Raw genomic sequence first — 22,115 nt, forward strand, 5'->3', positions numbered from 1 at the left:
TCGTCACCGACACCAGCAGCCAGCACCCCTCCACCTCACGCACCACGCCGCGACCGTGAGCCAGCCGCCGCCCCAGAGGCAGACCAGCCAAGACCACCACAGGACCAGCCATGACCAGAACTACTGCTGCCGTGTCAGTGGCTGCGCCAATCCGCTTCCCCAAGCCATCCGACGCGCTCAGGGCGATGCTCCTAGGCAGGACGATCAGTCGGGGTGTCGTTCGAGCCACTCCTCCCCGGGAGTCCACTACCGGTTTGGGAGGTTTCACCACTCGGCCGAGTGGCGCTCCACAGGCGACGCCTACGAGCCTGGCTTCAGCGGAGATACGGCCAACTACCCCTTCATGATGTGGTCCAGGTACAGCTGGACTGGGGCGTAGAGACCGTAGGGGACATAGTGCGAGATCTCGGCGTGCGAGCACCACGCCAGCTCTGCCAGCTCATCGGGATCTGCGACGTGCGCTGTCCCCGCTACAACCTCACAGGCCGTGTAAGACATGTGCCGTTGGGTCTTGGGATGGATTCGGCTCCCGAGTGACTTGAGCGCCTTCACCTCCAGGCCCGTCTCCTCGCGCGTCTCGCGCACGGCGGCATCCTCGTCGGACTCGCCAGGCTCGACTTCGCCTGCGGGGAACTGCCAGGAGAGCTGCCCCTCTTTCACTCGTCGCCGTACCAGGAGCACGCGCCCCTCGCTCACGATGACCGCTGCTGCGATTCCCGGCCGGTCATCGTTGGCCTGTTGCGTCATTGCGGCTCCTCCAGTGCTGCCAGGATGGGCGGGAAGATGTTACTGGTGGGGATGAAGCGAGTGATGGAGGTGTTGGGCACCCACATCACATCTACGTTCTCGACGACGTCGCTGTTGGTGGCCTCGCCGGCGAGGAACTCGCACAGGAAGTACTCGCACTGGACGGCCGTCACTGGGTGAAGCCTGGTGCCCAGGGTGCGGACGACGGCACAGCGCACGCCCGTCTCGTTCAGCGTCTCCCGGACGGCAGCGGTGTCCGGGCGAACGCCTGGTTTGACCACTCCAGCTGGAAACTGCCAGGTGATTCCGGAGGCCCCGTCATCGCGGCGGCAAACCAACAAGACCTGGTCGTCGCGCACAACCACCGCGATCGCAACTCGCAGCGGCTCAACTGGGAATCCGCCGCTTCCAGGATCAGCCTGGTTCGACGTCAGCATCAGCGCAAACCGCCTCCGTACCGTCGGAGATGCGGTTTCATGGACCTCGTCGAGCAGTTGCTGCGTCTCACGACGGAGTACAACACCAGGGTTCGTGTGCCATGCGGCAACCGTCCGCGGAGCAATGCCGACACGTTCCGCAAATGCCTCATTGGTCATCCTCAGGGCCGCCTGCAGGACGCACGCGTTATGGCCGTTCCAGACCTCCACTACGTCCATGTCGACCTCCTGGTGCACCGCTGTCAGCAGCGTGCGTGATCACTTCTCCGCGACTGCACTACTACTGCGTCGTCCATGCCTGGTGGGCCTGCCCTGGAATCGGTTCACTCAATGCATGCACTCTCGCGCACGACGACAAGCCACCGGATGGGACGAACTCCCGGTACATCACGGTGGGTTGAGTCGGCTTATGGCCCGGTCAAATGCTATCCGAGCGAGGCCCGGCGACACGCCTCCATACCTCGCCAGTTCACTCAACCGCACTTCCCGGAGGGGGAGTTCGGCGTACCACAAGGTTGCGCCCAGCGCAGCGCTTTGCGCAATGAGCCTGTGGACAGCCTGTCCGCTCACGTGCGGCGCAGGTTGACAGGCTTCTCTCGCGGCCACTTACGGCCGTTCCGCCACGTGCAAAGAAGGAGGAGACGAGGCGGTGGTCGGTCACGAACAGCGGAGGTCACGTTCGACGTAAAGCGATCAAGACCTTTTTCGGGGATTCTCGATCTCAGCTCGTCTCCCGAGGAGTCCTCGCAGCGCCGGTAACCTCAGGGCCATGACGCACTGAGCGTCCGTCATATCGCCTGCCTGAACGCTGAAAGGGAACCAATGGCCCAGGATCAGGAGCAGCCGGTGGAGCGCACTCTCGTACTGCTGAAGCCCGACGCCGTTGTGCGTGGCTTCGCAGGGAAGATCATTTCCCGATTCGAGGATGCGGCATTGAAGATCGTCGGCATCAAGATGAAGCAGATGGACGCCGAGTTCACGCGGCGGCACTACTTCGACCTCGAAGAACGCTTCGGCCCCGAGGTCTACAACGTCACCGCCACGTTCATGCAGCAGGGCCCCGTCATCGCACTCGTTCTGGAAGGAGCTGACGCCGTCGCTACTGTCCGGAAGATCGTCGGCAGCACCTTCCCGAACGAGGCACCCGCCGGCACGATCCGCGGGGACTTCTCGCACTACAGCAAGGCGCTCAGCGTCGCTTCCGGCAAGGCCGCCGCGAACCTCGTGCACGCCTCCGGCAACAAGAAGGAAGCGGATCAGGAAGTGGACCTCTGGTTCGACAAGAACGAACTCCACGACTACCGCACCCTGGCTGAAATCTTCACCTATTAGGCGGCCATCACGTCACTGGCGGGCCGTCTCCGCGTTGGACACCACCGGGTAATCACCGGATGAGAGAGGGCATCATGACCAGCGAAACCCGCGCCGCCTCCGTCGAGGAACTGGAGGCCGGCTTCCAGCGGGAACTGGGCACTGACCGATGGGCAGCGGCGGAGAGTGCGTACGCGCTGGCCGTGCGACACCGCGACGACGGCAACTGGGACCAGTCGCGTGAATGGGTGCAGCAGTGCCTGCGCCTGCTGGAAGGGTTCCCGAGCGACACCGTGGAACAGGTGGCCACCAAGCGCCTCTCCGTAGGAGGCGTTCAGCTCCCGACCTACCTGCACGACGGCGTCGTAAGGGACCGCTTCGGCGACATCGCCTGACGAGACAACGCCATCTGGGCAGCGCGGACACCCAAGGGCGCGCCCGCGCTGCCCATGAGCAGAACAGCCGAACATCGCGACCGCTCCGGACCAACCGGGCTCCACCCCACTTGGTCCGGCTGGACTACCCATGTCTGAACAGGGAGGACACCGTGCCTGTCGAGATCGAAATGCGTGCCCGCTTCAGCCAAGAGGCTCATGACCAACTCATCTCGCGCCTCGAACAGGACGGCGAAGACCTCGGACGCGACGACAAGCACATCTACTTCTACGTGCTGTCTGACCAACTACTGAAGGTCACTGACAACATCGCCACCAACACGGCGAAGATCACGCACAAGGCCAGCAAGATCGGGCAGGGCACGGCATTCCCGGAGACCGAGATCCCCATCGCCCGCGAAGACGTGGAAGCCGCGGTCCGTGTCTTCAACGCACTCGGCTTCAAGGAAACGATGCACGAGGCGTACAACCAGCGCCGCAACTTCCGCTTCGGCGGAGTCGAAATCGCGGTCAAGTGGAGCGAGGCCTGGGGCCATCACGCCGAGTTCGAAGTGCTCCTGGGCGACGACCCCAGCCCGGCGGCAGTGCAGGTGGCCCAGGACCGCATCAACTCGGTGGCCCGCGAGCTTGGTGTCCCCCTCATGAGTGAGGAGGAGCTTGCCGAGTTCACCGCAGCCTTCGAGGCAGCGCAAAAGGTCGCCGAACGCTCCTCACAGGCGGCCCCTGCCACCTGAACCAACTCGTCGCGATAGACCAACGAGAGGGGTGGACTCGATGAGCACGACCCCACCGGCCACCAGCCTGGTGGACCTCGCCGCACGCAAGCAGCTCCCGTTCCACCAGTTCGTCGACCGCGCGACGGTGCGCTGGATCGAGGAGAACCGGCCGCACCTGGTCGACGGCGCGCCGAAGACGATCCGGGAAACGTCCCGCGGTCTCCTCAGGCGCGCGGCGATACCGACGGCCTGGCTCGCGGAACCCCGCCTGCGCGACTCCCTTCACGGGGTTCGGCACGCGATGCGCACGGCCGCGCTCGCGGCCCTCCTCGCCGAGACCACCGGTCTCGACGAACCGGATACGGCCACACTGATCGTTGCTGCCGCCGTCCACGACTGCCGGCGACTCCACGACAAGGACGACCGCGGCCATGGGGCCCGCGCCGCACAATGGCTCACCAGCCACACGGACCTCATCTGGGAACACTTCCACGTGCCCGCGACAGCACCAGTCGTCGTTCAAGCCGCCACCGCCGTTCGGCTCCACGACGTGCCGTACGGGGCATTCACTGCGGAAGACGAAGCCGACTACTCGCGCGCCCGGCGGATCAGCGATCTTGTGAAGGCTGCCGACGCACTGGACCGCTACCGACTGCCGAAGCTCAGCTGGTGGCCAGACCCTCAACATGTACGCGTCGAGGCATTCGACCGTCTCCGCGCCGCCGCCTTCGACCTCGTCCTCTGGTCCGAAGCCGACCACCTGGCCGGACTCGACAGCGCGGACGCGGTCTTCAAGGCCCTCGAACGGCGGGAGCTGATCGGCTGATGGACTTCCTCGACGCGTACCACCTTTGGGCCGACGCCCACGAGTTCTACGAGGCCTCGATCATCCCCAATCCTGCTGAAGCCACCGACCCGCTGGCTGAGCAGACCGCTGCCTGGGAAGCCCGCCTCGCCGAAGAGACCCCCCAGGGCGCTCTCCTGCGCAGCAACGCCCTCTTCGACGCCCTCAACAGCAGTACCAAGCTGCACCTGCTGCACGTCACCCATGGCCTGGAGGAGATCAACGAGCACGGCGTGCTGTACCCCTCGGGCGGCTGCCTCGTCGGCAGCATCTACTGCGCCCCGCTCACCACGGCCGACCAAGGCTTCCGGATGCACAACCTCGCCTCGTACGTCCTCAACCGGGAAGCCCCGGCCTTCCTGGAGAGGATCGGCAAACCCGCGGCGACGCCCACCCCGCTGCTCTTCGAGATCGACGTGCCACGCCAGGCATACCGCGGCCTCGCCGGCATCGACTACTTGCGGCTCGGCGCCATCCACCTGAGTATCTACAGCCACCTCGAATACCTGCTGTCCAAGGCCGAACGGCACCAGTTACGCGAGAGGATCACCAGCAGGACGAAGAACTCCGCCAGTTTCCTCGCCCTCGCCTCAGCGATCGCCCACACAGGCGCCGTCGTCGCAGCCGAGTCCTTCCTCCAGCTGCTTGACGAGACCATCCCTCGCCTCCCGATCCTCGGCTACGTCTATTTCGAAGCGCTCGCCGAGTACTTGATGCTCCACTCCACCAGTGCTGAGACCCGGCGTCTGGCCGAACTCGGCGAGTTCAACAACTGGCTTTACAAGGAGATGATCTTCTCCTCCGAACTGGCCATGGCTGGCAAGTTCGATCTCGCCAAGTTCCGCCCCTCCCCCGACAAGCTCGACAGTCTCCTCTCACACGTAGACCGGACGATCGATCCGCACCACGCACGGAACTACCTGATGGAGCGCGTCAGCTACCTCGTCGCCGCCCGCCTCTTCACGCCCGGCCAGGTCCCGGAGGAGTGGCGACACACCCGGTGGGAGTTCGACAGCCTGGCCACCCACCTCGGTCCGCTACTGGGCCACCTCATCCACCGCGAGCTGCGGACCTTCGGCCGATACCCCGACTTCTACTTCTACTTCGACCAGCACAAGGCGCTCCAGGCCTGGAACTACTGGAACCACATGGACATCATCACGCCCTTCAACGGCACGATCCCGAAGGGCGAGGTCGGCATCAACCCCGCCTACCCCGATCTTGAGTACCGGGTCTGGCGCGCCGAACAGGACGACACTGGGCGGCTCCACCCGACGGAGCAACTGAACGTGACCATCGCGCCGCGACTCGTCGACATCAAGTACACCCTGATGCGCAACAGCCGGTCAGCGAGTCCGTCACCGACGGCCGCCTGAGGGAAACGCGACCGCACGCCCTCGCCCGCAAGCGACGACCTCCGAGGAGATCACCGTGACGCCGCAGCAGAACATCGAGACAGCCAGCGCGGACCAGCTCATGGAGCAGATCACTCAGCTGCTGCAACAGCCGACCACGACACACGGCCTTGCCCGGGCCCTGCGCGTCACCGTCAAGGAGCTCGAACTCCACCGCACCCACCGGGCCAGCCAGATGTCCTGGCCCGATGGCCGTATCGACGGCACACCCCGCAGGGTGCAGATCGGCGGAGGAGCCCACCAGATCGCCGGCTTCTTCAACATCGACGCCGTGCCACCGGCAGACCTGCTGTGGGACGTACGCGAAGGCATACCGCTCCACGACGCGACGGTGGACGAACTGTTCTCCGAACACTTCCTGGAGCACATCGACTACCCCCGCTCAGCCAAGCACTACGCCCGTGAAGCCCACCGCGTACTCGCCCCCGGCGGCCGTCTCATCACCGGCGTACCGGATGCCGCCTTCGTACTGGACCAGTACCCGGCCGGCACCGCCGACGGTGAACAGATGATCAAGAAGTGGTACGGGAAACGGGACTGCCTCGACGACATCAACACACACCTCGACCTGATCAACTACGTCTTCCGCGACCAGGACGACGATCCCACCTACAGCCCGCACTACTGGGCCTACGACCACGACAAGCTCGTGCAGCTCTTCACCGAGGCGGGGTTCACCACGGTTGAGCCCTGGAACTTCGACCCGCAGATCGCCAACCCGAAGCGCCAGTGGGGAAGCGTCTACGTCATCGCCACCAAGTAGCTCGGGAACTGCCGGTTAGCAGTGAGCTGTCAGCGTCGGACCACCGGCGGGCCGTACGTCGAACACATCACGGAGAAACTGGCATCGTCAGAGCGGTCACCGCTGCCCAGACAGCCAGGCACCCAGCGCGGCAACCACCGAGTCGGCCCGCCACTCGGCGAACACCTGCTCCTGTTCAGTGGACGGCAGGGCCGCGAGCGTCGACGTGGCGCCCTCGGGGACGAAGATCGACCACAGATCCGACCAGGACCGCGGCCCATCACCGCGATCGGGGGCAGAGGCGATGGAGCCTGGCTTCCGGGAGTCGTCCGCGAAGGTGTGGAGTTCGCCGGCCGCGTCGGCATACACAGCGGCACTAGCGAAACGGCACGTCCGTTTTTCCGTGAGGTCTGCAAGGTGCGTGAACCCGCCGGGCCCGAAGGCTTCGAGGGCCTGCTTGACCATGGGCCCCGGCCAGCCGCCGAACTCCTCGATGTAGAACCCTGAGTCCTCGACGAACAGCGGTCGCCCGAGGACGGCGAAGGCCTGTCGGGCCTTGTGTTGGGCGATCTCCGCCACCGACGTGGTCTGGATCTCGTCCAGCTCCAACGCCACCTGCTCCACCTCAATACCCCAAGGCGCGAGATGCTCCTGAGCCGTACGGAACTTCCCTGAGTTCCCGGTACACATCGCCACCTTGATTTCCGACATGAGCAGTAGACCCTTTCTCAGAGAGCAGCATCCACGTCCCCACCGGCATGGTCGGCGCTGCAAGCGCCATCGCTGGGCCGGGGAACATGACGTGGAGGCGATCATTGTGGACCTGGCTGACGATCCGTCGCAGCGACTTCCTGAAGGGAAGAAGGAGCCAGTCTCCTGACAGGGGCGGACTGATCCCGGAACGATGAGTGGCTCCCCAAGACCAGAGCATCCCTCAACCGGTCTGCAGTTCGGCCACAAGTCGTTCCGTTTCCAGCTGGGCGAGCCCCCGCCGGGAGTCATCCGGGTCAGCCTGCGGACCCACGATCGCGGTGCAGAATAACAGCACCATCAGCTTTCCATCCCGGCTCTCCAGGTCGCGCTGCAGCTCACGGCGTACACGCGCGGCCAACTCCGGAATGGTAAGCGAGTTTCCCCACAGCCAGGCAGCGTCCAGCCCGCGGGGAGCCATCCCCCAGTCTTCCCAGTCGAACAGGCAGAACTGCGGGGCTGTCACGTTCGCCCAGGTGAGGTCCGCGTGCGCCGGCGCCCAGTTCCGGATCGTCGTGTCGAGGACGCTCGGGAACACGGCCTGGATGGACTTCGTGACCCCGGCTTGGGTGACGGTCACGGTGTCCGGCGTGGCGACGCGCGTCGTGCGGTGGGCGGCAAGGCCATCCAGCGAGGCTTTCAGCGCCGCCCACCATTCATCCGAAAGAGTCAGTGCCGTGTCCGGGTTCACGGGAGCCCCGGGGAGAAGCTCGGTCTCATCGGCACGCCACATGACCGACTCTTCAGCGTCACTCCAGACGACGCCGCTGAGCAAAGCAGGCTTCTCGATCCCGTCCAGCAATGCGGCGCACTCGGCACCGTTCCACCCCTGGCCTTCGATCTTGCAGAACGGGCGGCGCTCGATCCGGACCCAGGTGTCGCGGTCCGTACGCGCGCCGATAATCCGGCGCTTGCGTACCACTGTGTCCCGGTCTAGACGCGCCTGAACAGCACGCTCCACTCGCTCGAGCACCGCCTCGACGTGCTGGTTCCGTAAGTCGACGTGAGTGGTGGTGGAGGACGGGGCTGTCATACGGCTCCTCTGGTGTTGCCTTTGAAAGCGGCTCTGTCCGCGATTCGGTGAACGGCCAGGTGTTGGCAGGGTGGCAAGGATCGATTGTCATAGGGCCGTGGCACAGTGCGCGGTCATGGACATCAACACGTTCTGGGACGTCATCGATGCCGCGCATGCCGAGACGGGCGAGACGGGCGAGCTGCTTGACGAGGTTCTCGTCAAGCAGCTCGCGGAAAGACCGCGGCAGGAGATCCTGGAGTATGCGGAACGCTTCGACGAGCTGCACGACGCCCTGTACCGCTGGGATGTGTGGGCGGCTGCTTACCTCATTGGGGGCGGGTGCTCCGACGACAGTTTCATGGACTTCCGCGCTGGTGTGATCGCTCTGGGCTGTCAGTGGTACCAGCGTGTGGCCGCTGACCCCGACAGCCTCGCTGCGCACCCTGATGTGGTTCAGGCTGCGAACGTCCGGGACCGTTCCGAGGTGCTGTTCTACGAGGACATGAACTATGCGGCGAGCGGGGCGTTCGAACGGATCACGGGTGATGCGGATGCCTTCTACGAAGCCTGGCGCAGTTTCCGCGGGGCTGATACAGAAAGCGACAACGCGGTTGATATGGGTGAAGATTTCGACTTCGACGACGACAGGGAGATGAGCCGTCGACTTCCCCGTCTCGCCACCCTGTTCCTTGGCACAAACCCCTGAAAGGAGCTCCCGCAAGTCCTCGTCAGCGAACTTGAGGATCTGCCGCGGGGGACCGCCCTTGGGGACCGCACAGCCTCAAGCTGCCTGATGTTGCTTCCCAGCACTTGCTGCGCCGAACAACGACCAAGAGTCGGCCGGCGAGGCCACACGAGCGGGGCAGCCGGTTCGTCGGACGGCAGCGTCACCCGGGTGAGGTGAAGGCGGCTCATCCGCACGGTAGTCGCCCGTGTCCTCGGTCGAAGGCTCCGACGTGATCTCGAACCACGTCGTCTTGCCCATCGGTTCCGGTCTCGTCCCCCAGGCGTCAGCCAAGGCGGTCACGAGCAGCAATCCCCGTCCGCTCTCGTCGTCCGGCCCAGCCTCAACAGCACTCAGCAAGGAGGGATCGGTATCCGTGACTTCGACACGGAGCCGCTCGTCAGTCCGGGTCACAGAGACGTCGCATGGAGCATCTGTGTGGAGGACGGCGTTGGCGATCACCTCGCTGGCCAGCAACTCGACGTTCTCCAGCATGCGATCTGACAGGGGAAGGCCCAAGTCCTGGGCTAGCGAGATGACCTGGCGGCGCGCCGCCGGAACAGCTTCGACAGCCGCCGCAACCCGTGAATCCGTACTTCTCACGTTCGGGATCGCGACGTGCCATGACGACAACCTCACCTTGGTAGCGGCCTCAGTGAACAGAAGCCTTCCACCCGGCAAGAGCTGTGTGCGGACAGTCTGTCCGCAGGCCCGCCCTGCAAGATGCCTTGACGCGTCGGCGAGTTGTGATAGGAGCCAGCGTCCGTGGAGGTCGGTGAGGTGATGCCCGTCGATTGAACCGTACCCCTCCGCCCTTCGAGTCAGACCACTTCCTTGACGGCTCGACTCACGGCCCTTGATGCGCCTGTGACGCCGCTCGTCACGATGTACTACGGCCCTGGCGGTGGGGATTCGGCCGGCTGGACAAAGGTCGGCTCTGGTCTCCGGGAGCCCGTGTGCAGGTAGGTGGTCAGGCGCGTGCCCTCGGTCCGCTCGTCGCGTGGATTGGTGGGCAGGGGCCAGTGGGCCGCCTGGTAGAGAAGCCGACGGTGCACGTCGAAGCAGGACTCGACGACATCACCGACGGCAGACGCAGCCGGCAGCATCCTCGCGTATGCCGCGGCGGCTACCAGCAGCCCTATGGGAAGGGCCCACCAGGACCACGCGGTCCATACGGTGAACAGGACTCCACAGATGAATACCTGGACGGTCAGCAGCATCGAGGCGTGAGCGGCCGTGGTCTCCTGCCGTGCGGTGTCGGGCAGCAGCAGCCACAGCCTCGGCCAGCACACGATCGGGTCGAGCCCGTAGCGGGCGCGTATGCGGGACTCCGCCGCACGCAGGCTGTTCCCCAACCGGGTCGGCATCCGTTGGACACGCTGGGCCGGTATGCGGCGGTGACGGCGCTCAAGGCGTGCTCGTTCCGCCAGTTCGCCCGCGGTGAGTTCCGGGAGTGACCTGGCTGCGAGCTGCCGCAGGCGCAGGGATTGCACGTCGGACCGGTGGGACAACCGGGTCCGCAGTTTGTCTGCCAGGGGGGCGAAGGGCGCTGGCCAGTAACCCTCCAGAGCGCGCAGGACGGGAAAGGCGAGTTGCTGCAGCGCCAAGCCGGAGAGGACGATCAGGGTAAGGGGCGCCACCACGTAGATCCCCTGCACGATCGCCGGCTGTCCCTGAAGCTCACGCCCGAACGCGAGAGCTCTGGACGTCCAGCCACCGCCCCGGACGGAGCGCGACAGCCAGGCGAGCAGTCCGCCAACCCAGAACGCGAACGCGGGCGAGAAGAGCGCGGCGACCCAGCGTTCGGCCAGCCGTCCGCCGACCCCTCGCCAGAAGTCCCCGATCACGGCGTGCTCATACCCCCGGACGCGTCGGTCAGCACCGCGCCGTCGTCCGGGCAGCGCTCGGGCGGTTGGTCGTCCTCGTCGGCGTCAAGGACCACCCAGAACCGCCCGCAGCGCGGGCAGACGTGCCGTTCATACGCAATGAAGGGGTCGCCGGCGAGGCGCACGTGCCGATCGATACCGGGCTCGGGGCCCGCCAGTTCGTTCAGGCGCTCTCGTGTACGGTGCCGAGCCGCCAGCAGCACCAGGATCTCGTCGAGCGTCTCGTCGCGAGCCGCAGTGGCGTCCGACCTCAGCCGGGTGAGCAACGCTCCGAGCTCTGCCCGTACGTCCGGCTCGTTGGGCAGCAGTTCGGGGAGTTCCTCGGCAAGACGCTCGATGGCGTGGACCAGACGAGCTTCCTCGGACGCAGTACCGTGGTCGAAGTCATCGAAGGACACGGTTCATTCTGGCCTGCGAGACGGCGGAGACAAAGCGAACATGTCAAGTCGGAAGAGAAAGGCGGCACGCAGAGCTCGCTCGTCCGGCGACTCCATGAGCCGCGATGAGGCGACCTCTCTCCTGTATGCCCTGACTAGGGCGTACTCGGCAACCTTCTTAAGGCACGGCAGCGTTTCCGGGATGAGCGCGTGGTTCCGGGCGCACCCCCGGGCACTGACTCCCGCCTTCCAGGCGTTCCTGAGGTCACTCTTCGACACGCGCGGTGGGAGCGAGGAAGAGGGCACAGAGTCATACCCTGCAAGATTCGCGCTTCGCGTGATCCACGTCTGCGGGGAGGTCGGCGACAAGAAGGGGCTCACCCGGCTTGCCAAGGCGTCGGCACGCACAGCCGAGTTCGAAACCCTCATCTCCCGGATTCAGGAACGTCTCCAGTCCCCTGATTCCCTGCACGAGGCGGTGCCGCTGTGTGAGCGACTTCTCGATCACCCCTTCCGGCTGATCGTGGACCCCAGAGGGCACACGATTTTGCTCACCGAGATGAGCATGGCGCTGCGCAAGGTTCAGTTGTTCGCGAGCCAATCCGCCCCGGGTCTGCCGGACCTTCGCGTCCGCGTCGCGCTGGCGGCCCTGGATCCGCCCCCGCAGGACAGGATTCAGCACGCCGAACTCCTCGTGCTTCTCGGGCATGCCTACTCCGACCGCGTCGAGCACACAGGTGACGCTGACGACCTGCGGAGGGCACTGAAGCTCTACGAGGAGGCATGCGGCATCACCCCCGAGGACGATCCCGAGCGGGCAGACCGCATACACAACATCGGGGCCGCGTACAGAGATCTCCATGTCGTGGCCGAGGAGCAGGACGCGCTGGATCGGGCCATCGAGCTGTTCGAACAGGCGGTGGCGCTGAGAGGCGACCACACCCTCTACGCCAACAACCTTGCGGTCTCGCTGCGCGACCGGTTTCTCCGGGACGCAGAGCCAGCGGATCTCGACCGGTCCATCGCCGCGTTCGAACGCCTCACCGCCACTGCCTCAGAGGCGGACGTCGATCTTCCCCGCGTCCTGGCCGACTATTCCTCTGCCCTGCGGCAACGCTTCGACCTCAGGTCCACGCAGGCCGATGTCGACCGGGCCGTGGAGCTCGGCGAGCGCGCGATCACGCTCGAACCACGCGGGTCGGTTCTCGTCCAGTGTCTGACGGAACTCGGCGAGGCGCTGGCCGTGCGCGCGACGGCCCGCAGCGACGAGGCCGAGTTCCGACGGGCTGTCAGCCTCCTGGAGCAGGCGCGCGCGGTGGCGGAACCGGGCTCGCGGCTCCGCGAGGTGGCTGTGGGCAAACACGCCGTGGCGCACGGGCTCTGGGGCCTGCATGGGCCCGGCGACGTCCGCGACGTGGTCCCCGTGCTGCGCACCGCGCTCACCGAGATAGCGGAGGGCACGGCGGACCACTGTCGGCTGACGCAGATGCTTCTCATAACGGAGCCGCCGTACGCGCGACACAGCCGGGACCCGGAGGAGATGACGCATGCCATCGCCCGGCTTGAGGCCTATGCCCCGGACGGGAACGAGGACTCCCTGAGTCAGGTCGACGTGACGGGTCTGCTGGCGGAGCTCTACGTAAGCCGCGGCGTGGTGAACTCCTCGCTCGCCGATCTCGACAACGGCATCTTGCTGGGGAGGGAGGCGGCGGCCGAGACCGCGCTTGCCTGCGGTTTGGCTGAGCGGTTCGCTCTGACCCTGCAAGCAGACGACTTGGAGGGGGCGCTCGCCACGATCGCTTACCCCTCCGCTCTATCCCAAGCCTCCTGGTATCACTGGCAACAGGTGGTCCAGCGGATCACCGAGGTGGCGGGGCTGCATCCGGCACTCGCCGACGGGCGGGAGGTTGTGAAGGTCGCACTCGGCCTCGCGAGCCGACACATGGGGTCGCCGGGGCCCGCGACACCGGCGTACGCCATTCTCACCAGCCAGCTTCTCGTGCACCAGTACGAGACCAGAGGCGACCACGAGGATCTGCGCCGTGCCACCGAGATTCTGGAGGCCCAGCTCGCGACCACGCCACCCGAGACGAGGATCTATGATCACCTGCTCGTCCTGGCCGGCGCGCGGTGGCGCGAGCAGTACTCGCTCTCCGCCGATACAGCGGCCTTCAGACAGGCGATCGAACGCCTGGAACACGCCCTGAGCAGGTGCGAGCCAGGCAGTCCTCACCACCCGAACGCCATGGTGAACCTGGGAACTGTGCTGCGGGCTTACTACAACTTCACCGGCGATCTCGGTTACCTCGACAAGGCCATCGCCGCATACGAGCAGGCGATCTCCGGCTGGGACAGCGAGGACCACACGCCCTCGTGGGCGGTCGGGGCCAGCAACCTCGCCAACGCGCTGCGCGCCTCCTATGACGCCACGGGCGAAGCGGACCGGCTCAGTCGAGCGATCAACCTGCATGAACAGGCAGTGGCGGCGTTTCCGCCCGGCCACCCCGACCTCCCTCAGCGCCTGATGAACCTGGCCACCGCGCATATGACCCGGTTCTTCGGCTTGGACAAGCAGCGCGCCGATCTGGACCACGCTCAGGCACTGCTGAGACGCGCACTCGACGACATCCCCGCCGACTCCCCACTGCGCCCCGATGCCCTCGCGACCCTGGGCGCCTCGGCAGTCGCGAAGTTCCAGGTCACCGATGAACCGGCGGACCTGGACGGGGCCGTCGAACTGGCCCGGAAGGCGGTGCGTTCCTCGCAGGCCGGGACGCTGCTGGAGAAACGCACGGCCCTCCACCTCGCCGAGGCGCTGAGCAGGCGTCACACACGTCAGGGAGACACGGCAGCCGGGGCCGAGGCCACGGCCATCTTCCGAAGGCTCTGCACGACGACCGAGATGACCGACCCCCGGGTGAAGCGTGCCGCGAGCGTGGAATGGGCACGCTGGGCCGCTGGGCGTGGGGCCTGGGAGGAGGCGGCAGAGGCGTCCCGTGCGGCGACCGAAGTGCTGGGCGAGCTCGTGCGTCTTCAGGTGAGCCGCGGGCTGCGCAATCGCGTGATCGGGCAGAACCCGGACTTCGGGGCGTTCGCCGCCTACGCCCTCACGCGGTCCGGAGACCACGAAGCCGCGGTCATGGCGGTGGAGACCGCTCGGGCCGTTTCCCTCAGCGAAGCCCTCCAGCTTGGTTCCGCGGACATCAGTTGGTTGAGCGAGCATGGTCAGCACGATCTGGCCGAACGCTTCGAAGCCGCGGCGGCTCGCTGGCTGACCGCCGCGGGCGACGGGCTGGAGCGTGACCTGCTCGGCGGCACCCGTGTCGCGGACTTCGCCGATCACGACGCCGCTGCCAGGGCCGCCCGCACGGACCTCGAGGACCTTGTCGATGAGATCAGGAACACCACCGGACGGGCCGACTTCCTCAAGCCGCCAACCTTCGCCGACGTGGCGGCCGACGCGCCCGACCGGCTGGTGTATCTCGTCACGACCGAGTACGGCGGGGCGGCTCTCATCGTCGACAAGGGCGACGTCCGGCCGCTGGATCTACCAGCGCTGACGAGGGAGCAGGTCATCCGCTGGCTGATGGCGCTGATACAGGACGGAACGCTCAACTGGTGGACCCGGCTCGAGAACATCGCGCGCGAACTGTGGGACGCCGTCCTCGGCCCTCTCACGGAGGCATTGGGCCAGGGACCCGTGACGCTCATCCGAAGCGGCTATCTCGAACTGCTGCCGATGAACGCCGCGTGGACCCCCGCACCGGACAGGCCAGGGGGACGCCGCTACGCGATCGACGACCTGCCGATCCGCACCGTCCCGAACGCCCGAGTCCTCGCCACCGCCGCCGCCCGCGCCAGGCGCGCCGGGCAGACCAGTGTGCTCGCCGTCCAGGATCCTCAGCCCGTGTCGGCCCCGCCACTGAAGCAAGCGGCCTTCGAAGTAGCCGGAGTTCGCTCCCACTTTTCCGACAGTGTCGTCCTGGCCGGAGAACAGGCGGTTCCGGACGCGGTTCTTCCCCGCCTCAAGGACCACGACGTGGTTCATTTCGCCTGCCACGGCAGCGTAGACCTGTTCAACCCGCTCAACAGTTCGCTGACCCTTGCCAGCGACGCACCTCTGGAGCTCAGGGACATCCTCAGGGTCCGGCTCGGCGAGGAAAACCCCGTCCGCCTGGTCGTCCTCTCAGCGTGCGAGACGGGCGTGATCGGTCTGGACGTCCCCAACGAGGTCGTCAGCCTGGCAAGCAGCCTGCTCGAAGCTGGAGTGGCGGGCGTGATCGCCTCCCAATGGCGAGTCCCCGATCTATCGACCGCTCTCCTCATGTTGCGCTTCTACGCGGAATGGAAGACCAACGGCCACGCACCGACCTCGGCGCTCCAGGCGGCCCAGCACTGGCTCCGTGACACCACCAACAAGGAGAAGGCCGACTACTTCGCGCCAGGCACGCCCAACGGCCTGACGCCCGCGACGGCGCGCGGCCTGCGGCGCACCCTCATCCTGCTGGAGCCGGACCGCAAGGGCTTCGCCCATCCCGTGCACTGGGCCGGTTTCGTCTTCGTGGGGGCATGAACTGCCACGGGGGAAATGTGATGATGCCGTGACTTTCACCGAACGGGTCCCTCGGCTGCTCGGGTGGGACACTGCGATATGAGCAACCGGGGAGATGAAACGCCCTTTTGGTCCATTGCCGGTCGCATCGCCACCATAGGCGGCATCTTGGCGTTGATTGGGGTTCCGTCACTCTTGGCGCTGTTCAGCTGGTTCCACAACGAAAGTGGCACTTCATCCGCTGCGGGGACGCCGACTGCTGGCCCTGTGGCGGATTCCGGATCGGAGATGCCCACTCCACCCGCCTCTCACAAGAGCCCCCACGCATCCCCGTCGGAGACCCTGGCGATCAATTTGACAGTCGGCTCCGCGTACTGGGCGGGAAAAGGCAAAGTATTCGCCTGCGAAGAGATCACAGTTTTCTGTGTCGCAGTGGACAACTCGGTGTACGCGCCGGACGGCACGGAGCAGACGGGCGGCTGCCACCTGTCCTGGCAGCTATATTCGGGCCGTAAGCAGTTCGAACAGGGCGTAATTCAATATTGTGGCGTAGACACCATATTTCTAGGCCGCAAACCGATGCACCCTGGCCCCTACCAACTGCGGGTAGACGTCGAGCTGGACGACGGCAGGAGCGCGTCGACAAAGTACAACTTCACCGCCACTCCACGGCCTGCGGACTGACCGCGGGCACACAATGGACGTCCCGGGAAATGAATGAGCTTCTTCTGCGTTGCCGCTCCGGGGCGAGAACGGCTTCGGCAATTGGCGTCATGCGGTTTGGACTGCATCGGAAGCTGAGGAAGATCCGCCAGGACTTCAGGCGCGCGGTAGGCCGGACCGCTATGGCCATCTGCCATCCGGGCTCGACTCGATGGCTCTTGCCGAAGCTGCCAACGCTCTGTGCCAGCAGCCGCAGCGTGAAGACCGCCGTGTCGGCTGCCGGGTTGTCCTCGCGGGTGTCGGCCAGCTCTCCGCATCGGCGGACAGCAGCGAAGCGAGAGCGGCTCCAGTTCCTCGCGCGGGGCGGGCGGAGCGTTGACCAGCACGGCCTTGAGCGGGTTGAGCACTCGGGTGCGGGCTTTGACCGCGGCGTTCTTCGCCAACCGGAGCGTACGCAGCGCTTCCACTTCCCCGTCGCCGCTCTTCGGTAACGCCCGGGCAATGCCGGACAGCGCGGCCCGGGCGGCAGCATCAGCGTCGACGGCATCGGTCCTGCCACGGCGGTGCTGGGTGGATCGGTCGGGCTGGTTTTCCTCCACCACCGGAACCTGATGGGTCGCGAGAGTCGAGGAGGTGGCGGTAGCCGGCCGCCGTGGCCGGGAAGCTCCCCACTGCTCAGCAGGCCGCCAAGGTGGTCAAGGACAGCGGCCACGTACACGTCGTTGTAGGTGTCGACGCCGAGCACCACCACGCGTGGCTCAGCCACGGCCTCGCCACCGTGGACAGCAGGAAAGGCAGCAGGCATGCCGGCTCCGCCGGCCCAGGGCCGGCACGTGTCGCTCCGGCCGGGCTGACAGATCAAACACAAGGCACAAGCGGCCAGTGAGAGTGCGAGTCAAGCCGTGGCCAGAACGACACGGCCACCATCCTCACAGTCGCTGCCTACCAGAGACTCCCGGCCCAGCCAAGTCGCCCTTTCTCGGGATTCTCATCCTGTCGTCGCACCCACCACGACAGGAGTACCGCTATGCCGCACGCCAGCCGAGCATCCGAGACTGCCTTCCTGAACCTCCCGAAGGCCGCCGAGTACCTGGGCATCTCCCCCAACACCCTTTATGTCTGGCGGCATCGCCGACAGGGACCTCCCAGCTTCCGCATGGGACGACGCGTGATGTACCGCATCACAGCCCTCGACGCCTGGGTGCGCGCTCAGGAACAGGCGGATTCCCGCTCCAATCCCGCCCTCAACCCACTGGCCCAGAAGCAACAACGCCCCTCAAAGGTCGCGCGGTAAAGCAGCACTCTCACCCACCGCATCTCCCTGCAAGAAAGTGCCCGTGATGGGGATAAGAACCTGCCGCGGAGTGCGTTACGAACAACCAGCTCATGACCGACGCACCATCGGGAGGACCTCACATTGACCGGTTACATAGAAGACCGCTGGCTCAAGAAGCGGCCCGACAAGCAAACTGGCAAGAGGGAGCGGACCTCCCGCTACGGGATGGGACAGCGTTATCGGGTCAAGGGGATTCCTGGGGTCCAGGACCGGTCGTTCGACACCAGCGAAGACGCCAAGCAGTGGCTCGCCACCGCACAGACCGACACAAAGCGCGGTGAGTTCGTCGACCCGCGCGACGGCGAGATCCTCCTCGCCGACTACATCATCGATCACTGGTGGCCGAGCCGAACGGACGAGCCGTCGACCGCGGATCCCATGCGCAGTCGCATCTGGAACCACATCATTCCGATCCTCGGTGACTTCGCCCTTCGGGAGATCGACGCCTCGGCGCTGCGCTCGTTCGCCGCCGAGTTGCTGGCCCGGGTCGAGAGCTCGACGGCCGAGGTCATCTGGGGCCACCTCTCGTCCATCCTCAACAGCGCCGTAGACGACAAGCGCCTACTGCGGAACCCCATCAAGGTCCACAAGAGCGTCAAGGCTCCACGGCGTGCGGAGAAGAAAGCGAAGGCCTGGACACGGGTGGTCGTCGACGCTGTCCGCCTCCACCTTCAGGACCGCTACAAGTTCTCGGTCGACATCGGGATCGGCCTCGGTCTGCGCCAAGGCGAAGCCTTCGGACTGGCCGAAGGGGACTTCGACTTCGAGGCGGGCGTCGTACACATTCGGCGCCAGCTCAGGTGGGACATCAAGGGGAGGCCGTATTTCTGCCTCCCGAAGGGCGGCAAGACGCGGGAGGTGCCTCTGCCCCTCAACCTCGCCGCCCGAGCGCGTGACCACTTCCGGCGTTTCCCGTCCACCCCGTGCACCTTGCCGTGGCGGAACCCGGAACCCCCAAGCAATGCTCTGGAAGCCCGGCAGCGAAAGCCGATCACCGTGGAGTTGGTGTTCACGACGTCGCACGGCAACCGCATCTACTACCGGACATGGAACGACCGCAGCTGGAAGCCGGCCCTGGCAGCAGCCGGTCTCATCACGGCCGTGGGCGAGAAGGTCCGCCGGGACGGCGCCCGGATCCGGCGGACTCCCGTCTACGCGGCACAACGCGAGGACATGTTCCACGTCCTCCGACACACCTACGCCAGCGTGCAGTTGGAGGCCGGCGAGTCGATCGTCAGCCTGTCCGCGTGGATGGGACACTCCTCGCCGAAGATCACGCTCGACCACTACGCTCACTTCATGCCCGGCGCCGGTCAGCGGGGCCTGGCCGCGATGGACGCCTGGCTGGAGCAAGATCAACTGCGGATTGTCCCCGAGAAGTCCCCAGCAGCCGAGTGGATCAAGAAAGTGACCCTGAACCCGCAGGTCAAGGGAATCACCGTGCCTGAGGCCAGCATGAACGTGAAGTACAAGGAGACGGCGCGGGGCGGGCTGGCGGTGAACATCATCGAGTGCTGAGGGAAGGCCGGTTGGGCGCTTCACGCGGTCGGCGGTCCACTGTCCTGATTGCGTGAAACCTACAGAAACACCCCGCGGACCGGTCCGCTCCACTCATGGTCGTCGGCCTCAACGCCATGCGCCGCAAAGGGCGGTGCGAATCATTGGCTTAGGCTGTGCGACATGCTGAAGGAATCAAGTCGACGGCAGCGGCTGCTGGTGGCGCTCGTGGCGTTCGTGGTCTCCGCCACCGCGACCATCGTGGCCGCCTCCCTGCCGTCCGGCTCCTCCGCGGCGCCGCAAGGGGACGGTGCCGCATCCTCCTCCGCATCATCTTCCGGCAAGGTACGCGACGTACGGATGGGCATCGCGTACGGCGACACCCTGACCTGGAAGTCGGACAAGGCGCTGAACCGGGCACTCGACGACGCGGTCGGCGTCGGCGCGAAGTGGGTCCGGGTCGACCTGTCCTGGAACAACATCCAGCCGGAGTCCGCCGTCAACTACGAGTGGCACCGCTTCGACCGGGTCGCCAAGGCCGCCAAGGCCCACCGTCTGAACGTCGTCGCGGTGATCGCCTACACGCCGAAGTGGGCCCGGGTGGCGGGCTGTACGGGCAGTCAGAGCTGCGCGCCGGCCGACCCGGACACCTTCGCCGGGTTCGCCAAGCAGGCGGCCGAGCGGTACGCGCCGATGGGCGTGCACACCTGGGAGGTGTGGAACGAGCCGAACATCGGCTTCTGGAGGCCCGCGCCCGACCCGGCCCGCTTCACCGAGCTGGTCAAGGTGACCAGCCGGGCGCTGCGCTCCGCGGACTCCAAGGCGTATGTGGTCATGGGCGGTCTCGCGGGAATCAAGAGCGACTCCAAGGGCAACAGGCTGTCGCCGCTGGACTTCCTGACCGCCGCCGCCAAGCGGGGCGTCAACAAGTATGTGGACGCGATCGGCTACCACCCGTACAACTTCCCGGCCCTGCCCAGCGCGACCCCCGGCACCGGCACGGCCTTCGAGCGGATCAGCACCGTCCAGGGGAACCTGATGGCCGTACTGGACACGTACGGCACCCCCGACCTCCCGATCTGGCTCACCGAGACCGGAGCGCCGACCAGTGGGGCCGGCGAGGTGTCGGACGGCACGACGGTCACCGATGACACGGACCACGTGACCGAGGCCCGCCAGGCCGAGATCGCCGTCGACACGGTGAAGACGGCGGTGGCGAACCCGCACGTGGACGCGATGTTCTGGTACACCGATCAGGACCTGGCGCCCGCCGAGGAGAAGCTGAGGCCGACGCGTTACTACGGGCTGCGCCGCTACGACGGTTCGAAGAAGCCGGCCTTCGACGCGCTCAAGAAGGCGATCACCGATTACGAGGGAAAGCGGAAGCGGAAGTAGGGGCGGGCCGGGTCCCGCCGGGCCCTAAAGGATTCGCTCTGCAGGTTCCGTCCTACAGGGTTCGGCCTACCCCGTCCGTCCTACAGGGTCCGGAACAGATCGATGTAACGCTCCATCAGTCCGGTCCAGGCGAAACGGCTCTCTGCTTGCCGCCTCCCCGCCGCGCCGAGCCGGTCGGCGAGTTCGCCGTCGGACAGCAGCTCGCGGCAGGCGGTGGCCAGCGCCTTCGGGTCTCCGGGCGGGACCAGCAGTCCGGTCTCGCCGTCCGCCACGACATGCGGGATGCCTCCCACGGCCGAGCCGACCACCGGGGTTCCGCAGGCCATCGCCTCGACCAGCACCATGCCGAAGGACTCCGCCTCGGTGCGCGAGGGCAGCACCGCCACCGCCGCCGTCCGCATGACGCCGGCCAGCGCCTCGCCGGTCAGCTCCCCGGGGGCTTCCACCCGGTCGGCGATCCCGAGTTCCGACGCGAGCCGCAGATGGTCCGGGACCGCGTCACCGCCGCCGACCAGGAGCAGCCGGGCGCCGACGGTGTCGCCCGCCAACTGGGCGAAGGCCCGCAGCAGCACGTCGACGCCCTTCCAGGCCGACGAGCGGTCCATCCGGCCGACGTAGAGGACCGTACGCGGACGCCTGGAGGGCGGCTCTCCGGGTGTGAACCGCTCGGTGTCCACGCCCGGCGTGATCTCCACGGCATGCGGATGAGCGGCGGCCAGCGAGACCGGTGACACCGCGACCAGCACCCGCGCCCGCCGGAACACCCGGGGCAGCACCCACCGTTCGTACGCGCCGATGAGCCGGTCCGCCAGGCCGCTGCCCGGCTCGCCCTTGTGCATCGACCCCGCGTGGTAGGTCAGGACGGCCGGCCGGCGGCCGGAGACCGCGACCGCCAGGTCGGGGAGCCCGGGGACCGGGGCATGGGCGTTCACCACCTGGGCGCCGGTGCGGCGTAGCCAGTAGCGCAGTTGCAGCGGCCACAGCGGGCTGAGCGGGGTGTTGGACAGCCGCAGCCAGGCGCCGAGACGGATGACCTGGACGCCGTCCTCGACGCTCACCGAGGTCCGGCGCCCCGACAGGCGGGAGGTGATGACCACGGGCCGCAGGCCGGGGGCGTCTGCCACCGCGCGGGCGATCCGGGCGGCGTAGTTCTCCACGCCGCCGACCTTGGGCGGGTAGTAGGGCGCGACGACGGCGACGGTACGGAGGGGTTCCGCCCTGTGCGTGGGTGCGGGTGCGGGTGCCTCCGGCGGTTGTGGCCTGGCTGCGGGTTCGTCGTGGCTGGTCGCGCCCACGCGGCGGAGCCGCATATT

At 66.6% G+C, this 22,115-nt stretch carries 20 protein-coding genes and 1 pseudogene; 12 read left to right on the forward strand and 9 right to left on the reverse strand.

Annotated features, from left to right (window positions below):
- Positions 1 to 333 precede the first annotated feature (333 nt).
- Positions 334 to 747: an NUDIX hydrolase gene (locus tag AB0959_RS29305; protein WP_366829616.1), complete on the reverse strand. Its 414-nt coding sequence runs from the start codon at positions 745 to 747 to the stop codon at positions 334 to 336.
- A complete protein-coding gene (locus AB0959_RS29310; RefSeq protein WP_366829617.1) occupies positions 744 to 1,403 on the reverse strand; it encodes an NUDIX domain-containing protein in 660 nt (219 codons plus the stop codon). Before AB0959_RS29310 ends, AB0959_RS29305 begins: the two co-directional genes overlap by 4 nt.
- Positions 1,404 to 2,006: 603 nt before the next feature.
- On the opposite strand from AB0959_RS29310, the gene AB0959_RS29315 reads away from it, so the two are divergent.
- From AB0959_RS29315 to AB0959_RS29340, 6 genes are all read left to right on the forward strand, one after another.
- The gene (locus AB0959_RS29315) at positions 2,007 to 2,516 is read left to right on the forward strand and encodes a nucleoside-diphosphate kinase (RefSeq protein WP_366829618.1); all 510 of its coding nucleotides are present in this window, start codon (positions 2,007 to 2,009) and stop codon (positions 2,514 to 2,516) included.
- A 74-nt stretch (positions 2,517 to 2,590) separates the two neighbouring features.
- Positions 2,591 to 2,890 carry a hypothetical protein gene (locus AB0959_RS29320; RefSeq protein WP_366829619.1) on the forward strand — a complete coding sequence of 100 codons (300 nt, stop codon included), beginning with the start codon at positions 2,591 to 2,593 and terminating at the stop codon, positions 2,888 to 2,890.
- A 152-nt stretch (positions 2,891 to 3,042) separates the two neighbouring features.
- Entirely contained in the window at positions 3,043 to 3,624 is a 582-nt protein-coding gene (locus tag AB0959_RS29325) for a hypothetical protein (protein WP_366829620.1), read from the forward strand.
- Positions 3,625 to 3,664: 40 nt separating this feature from the next.
- Positions 3,665 to 4,432: a hypothetical protein gene (locus AB0959_RS29330; protein ID WP_366829621.1), complete on the forward strand. Its 768-nt coding sequence runs from the start codon at positions 3,665 to 3,667 to the stop codon at positions 4,430 to 4,432.
- Positions 4,432 to 5,826: a hypothetical protein gene (locus tag AB0959_RS29335; RefSeq protein WP_366829622.1), complete on the forward strand. Its 1,395-nt coding sequence runs from the start codon at positions 4,432 to 4,434 to the stop codon at positions 5,824 to 5,826. The genes AB0959_RS29330 and AB0959_RS29335 overlap by 1 nt, the downstream gene beginning before the upstream one ends.
- Before the next feature lie 100 nt (positions 5,827 to 5,926).
- On the forward strand, positions 5,927 to 6,628 hold the full coding sequence (locus AB0959_RS29340; RefSeq protein WP_366829671.1) for a methyltransferase domain-containing protein: 702 nt from the start codon (positions 5,927 to 5,929) through the stop codon (positions 6,626 to 6,628).
- Between the two features lie 96 nt (positions 6,629 to 6,724).
- Here the strand turns inward: AB0959_RS29340 and AB0959_RS29345 are convergent, their stop codons facing one another.
- Both AB0959_RS29345 and AB0959_RS29350 read right to left on the reverse strand, forming a co-directional pair.
- Complete coding sequence (locus AB0959_RS29345; RefSeq protein WP_366829623.1) at positions 6,725 to 7,318, reverse strand: non-canonical purine NTP pyrophosphatase; 594 nt, start codon at positions 7,316 to 7,318, stop codon at positions 6,725 to 6,727.
- Between the two features lie 223 nt (positions 7,319 to 7,541).
- Positions 7,542 to 8,390 (reverse strand): hypothetical protein, encoded by an 849-nt coding sequence (locus AB0959_RS29350; RefSeq protein WP_366829624.1) that lies wholly within the window; start codon positions 8,388 to 8,390, stop codon positions 7,542 to 7,544.
- 115 nt (positions 8,391 to 8,505) lie between these two features.
- On the opposite strand from AB0959_RS29350, the gene AB0959_RS29355 reads away from it, so the two are divergent.
- Entirely contained in the window at positions 8,506 to 9,078 is a 573-nt protein-coding gene (locus AB0959_RS29355) for a DUF4240 domain-containing protein (protein ID WP_366829625.1), read from the forward strand.
- A gap of 75 nt (positions 9,079 to 9,153) precedes the next feature.
- On the opposite strand, the gene AB0959_RS29360 is transcribed toward AB0959_RS29355, so the two are convergent.
- The 3 genes from AB0959_RS29360 to AB0959_RS29370 form a co-directional block, all read right to left on the reverse strand.
- Positions 9,154 to 9,735 carry an ATP-binding protein gene (locus AB0959_RS29360; RefSeq protein WP_366829626.1) on the reverse strand — a complete coding sequence of 194 codons (582 nt, stop codon included), beginning with the start codon at positions 9,733 to 9,735 and terminating at the stop codon, positions 9,154 to 9,156.
- A 251-nt stretch (positions 9,736 to 9,986) separates the two neighbouring features.
- Positions 9,987 to 10,943: a hypothetical protein gene (locus AB0959_RS29365; protein ID WP_366829627.1), complete on the reverse strand. Its 957-nt coding sequence runs from the start codon at positions 10,941 to 10,943 to the stop codon at positions 9,987 to 9,989.
- Positions 10,940 to 11,380, reverse strand: coding sequence for a hypothetical protein (locus AB0959_RS29370; protein WP_366829628.1), 441 nt, complete (start codon positions 11,378 to 11,380; stop codon positions 10,940 to 10,942). Before AB0959_RS29370 ends, AB0959_RS29365 begins: the two co-directional genes overlap by 4 nt.
- 181 nt (positions 11,381 to 11,561) lie before the next feature.
- On the opposite strand from AB0959_RS29370, the gene AB0959_RS29375 reads away from it, so the two are divergent.
- Positions 11,562 to 15,932 (forward strand): CHAT domain-containing tetratricopeptide repeat protein, encoded by a 4,371-nt coding sequence (locus AB0959_RS29375; RefSeq protein WP_366829629.1) that lies wholly within the window; start codon positions 11,562 to 11,564, stop codon positions 15,930 to 15,932.
- A gap of 78 nt (positions 15,933 to 16,010) precedes the next feature.
- The gene (locus AB0959_RS29380) at positions 16,011 to 16,595 is read left to right on the forward strand and encodes a hypothetical protein (RefSeq protein WP_366829673.1); all 585 of its coding nucleotides are present in this window, start codon (positions 16,011 to 16,013) and stop codon (positions 16,593 to 16,595) included.
- Between the two features lie 46 nt (positions 16,596 to 16,641).
- On the opposite strand, the pseudogene AB0959_RS29385 reads toward AB0959_RS29380, so the two are convergent.
- A pseudogene (locus AB0959_RS29385) lies at positions 16,642 to 16,740 on the reverse strand (IS5/IS1182 family transposase); the annotation flags it as partial.
- An 861-nt stretch (positions 16,741 to 17,601) separates the two neighbouring features.
- Here AB0959_RS29385 and AB0959_RS29390 point away from each other — a divergent pair.
- The 3 genes from AB0959_RS29390 (at position 17,602) to AB0959_RS29400 (ending at position 20,802) form a co-directional block, all read left to right on the forward strand.
- On the forward strand, positions 17,602 to 17,868 hold the full coding sequence (locus AB0959_RS29390; RefSeq protein ID WP_366829630.1) for a helix-turn-helix domain-containing protein: 267 nt from the start codon (positions 17,602 to 17,604) through the stop codon (positions 17,866 to 17,868).
- A gap of 123 nt (positions 17,869 to 17,991) precedes the next feature.
- Positions 17,992 to 19,428, forward strand: a complete 1,437-nt coding sequence (locus AB0959_RS29395; protein WP_366829631.1) for a site-specific integrase — start codon at positions 17,992 to 17,994, stop codon at positions 19,426 to 19,428.
- Positions 19,429 to 19,590: 162 nt separating this feature from the next.
- Positions 19,591 to 20,802 carry a cellulase family glycosylhydrolase gene (locus AB0959_RS29400; RefSeq protein ID WP_366829632.1) on the forward strand — a complete coding sequence of 404 codons (1,212 nt, stop codon included), beginning with the start codon at positions 19,591 to 19,593 and terminating at the stop codon, positions 20,800 to 20,802.
- Positions 20,803 to 20,882: 80 nt separating this feature from the next.
- Here the strand turns inward: AB0959_RS29400 and AB0959_RS29405 are convergent, their stop codons facing one another.
- Positions 20,883 to 22,097 carry a glycosyltransferase family 4 protein gene (locus AB0959_RS29405; protein WP_366829633.1) on the reverse strand — a complete coding sequence of 405 codons (1,215 nt, stop codon included), beginning with the start codon at positions 22,095 to 22,097 and terminating at the stop codon, positions 20,883 to 20,885.
- Positions 22,098 to 22,115: the final 18 nt, after the last annotated feature.

Source organism: Streptomyces sp. NPDC046862 (assembly GCF_040704615.1).
In the GTDB taxonomy this organism is placed as follows: Bacteria; Actinomycetota; Actinomycetes; order Streptomycetales; family Streptomycetaceae; genus Streptomyces.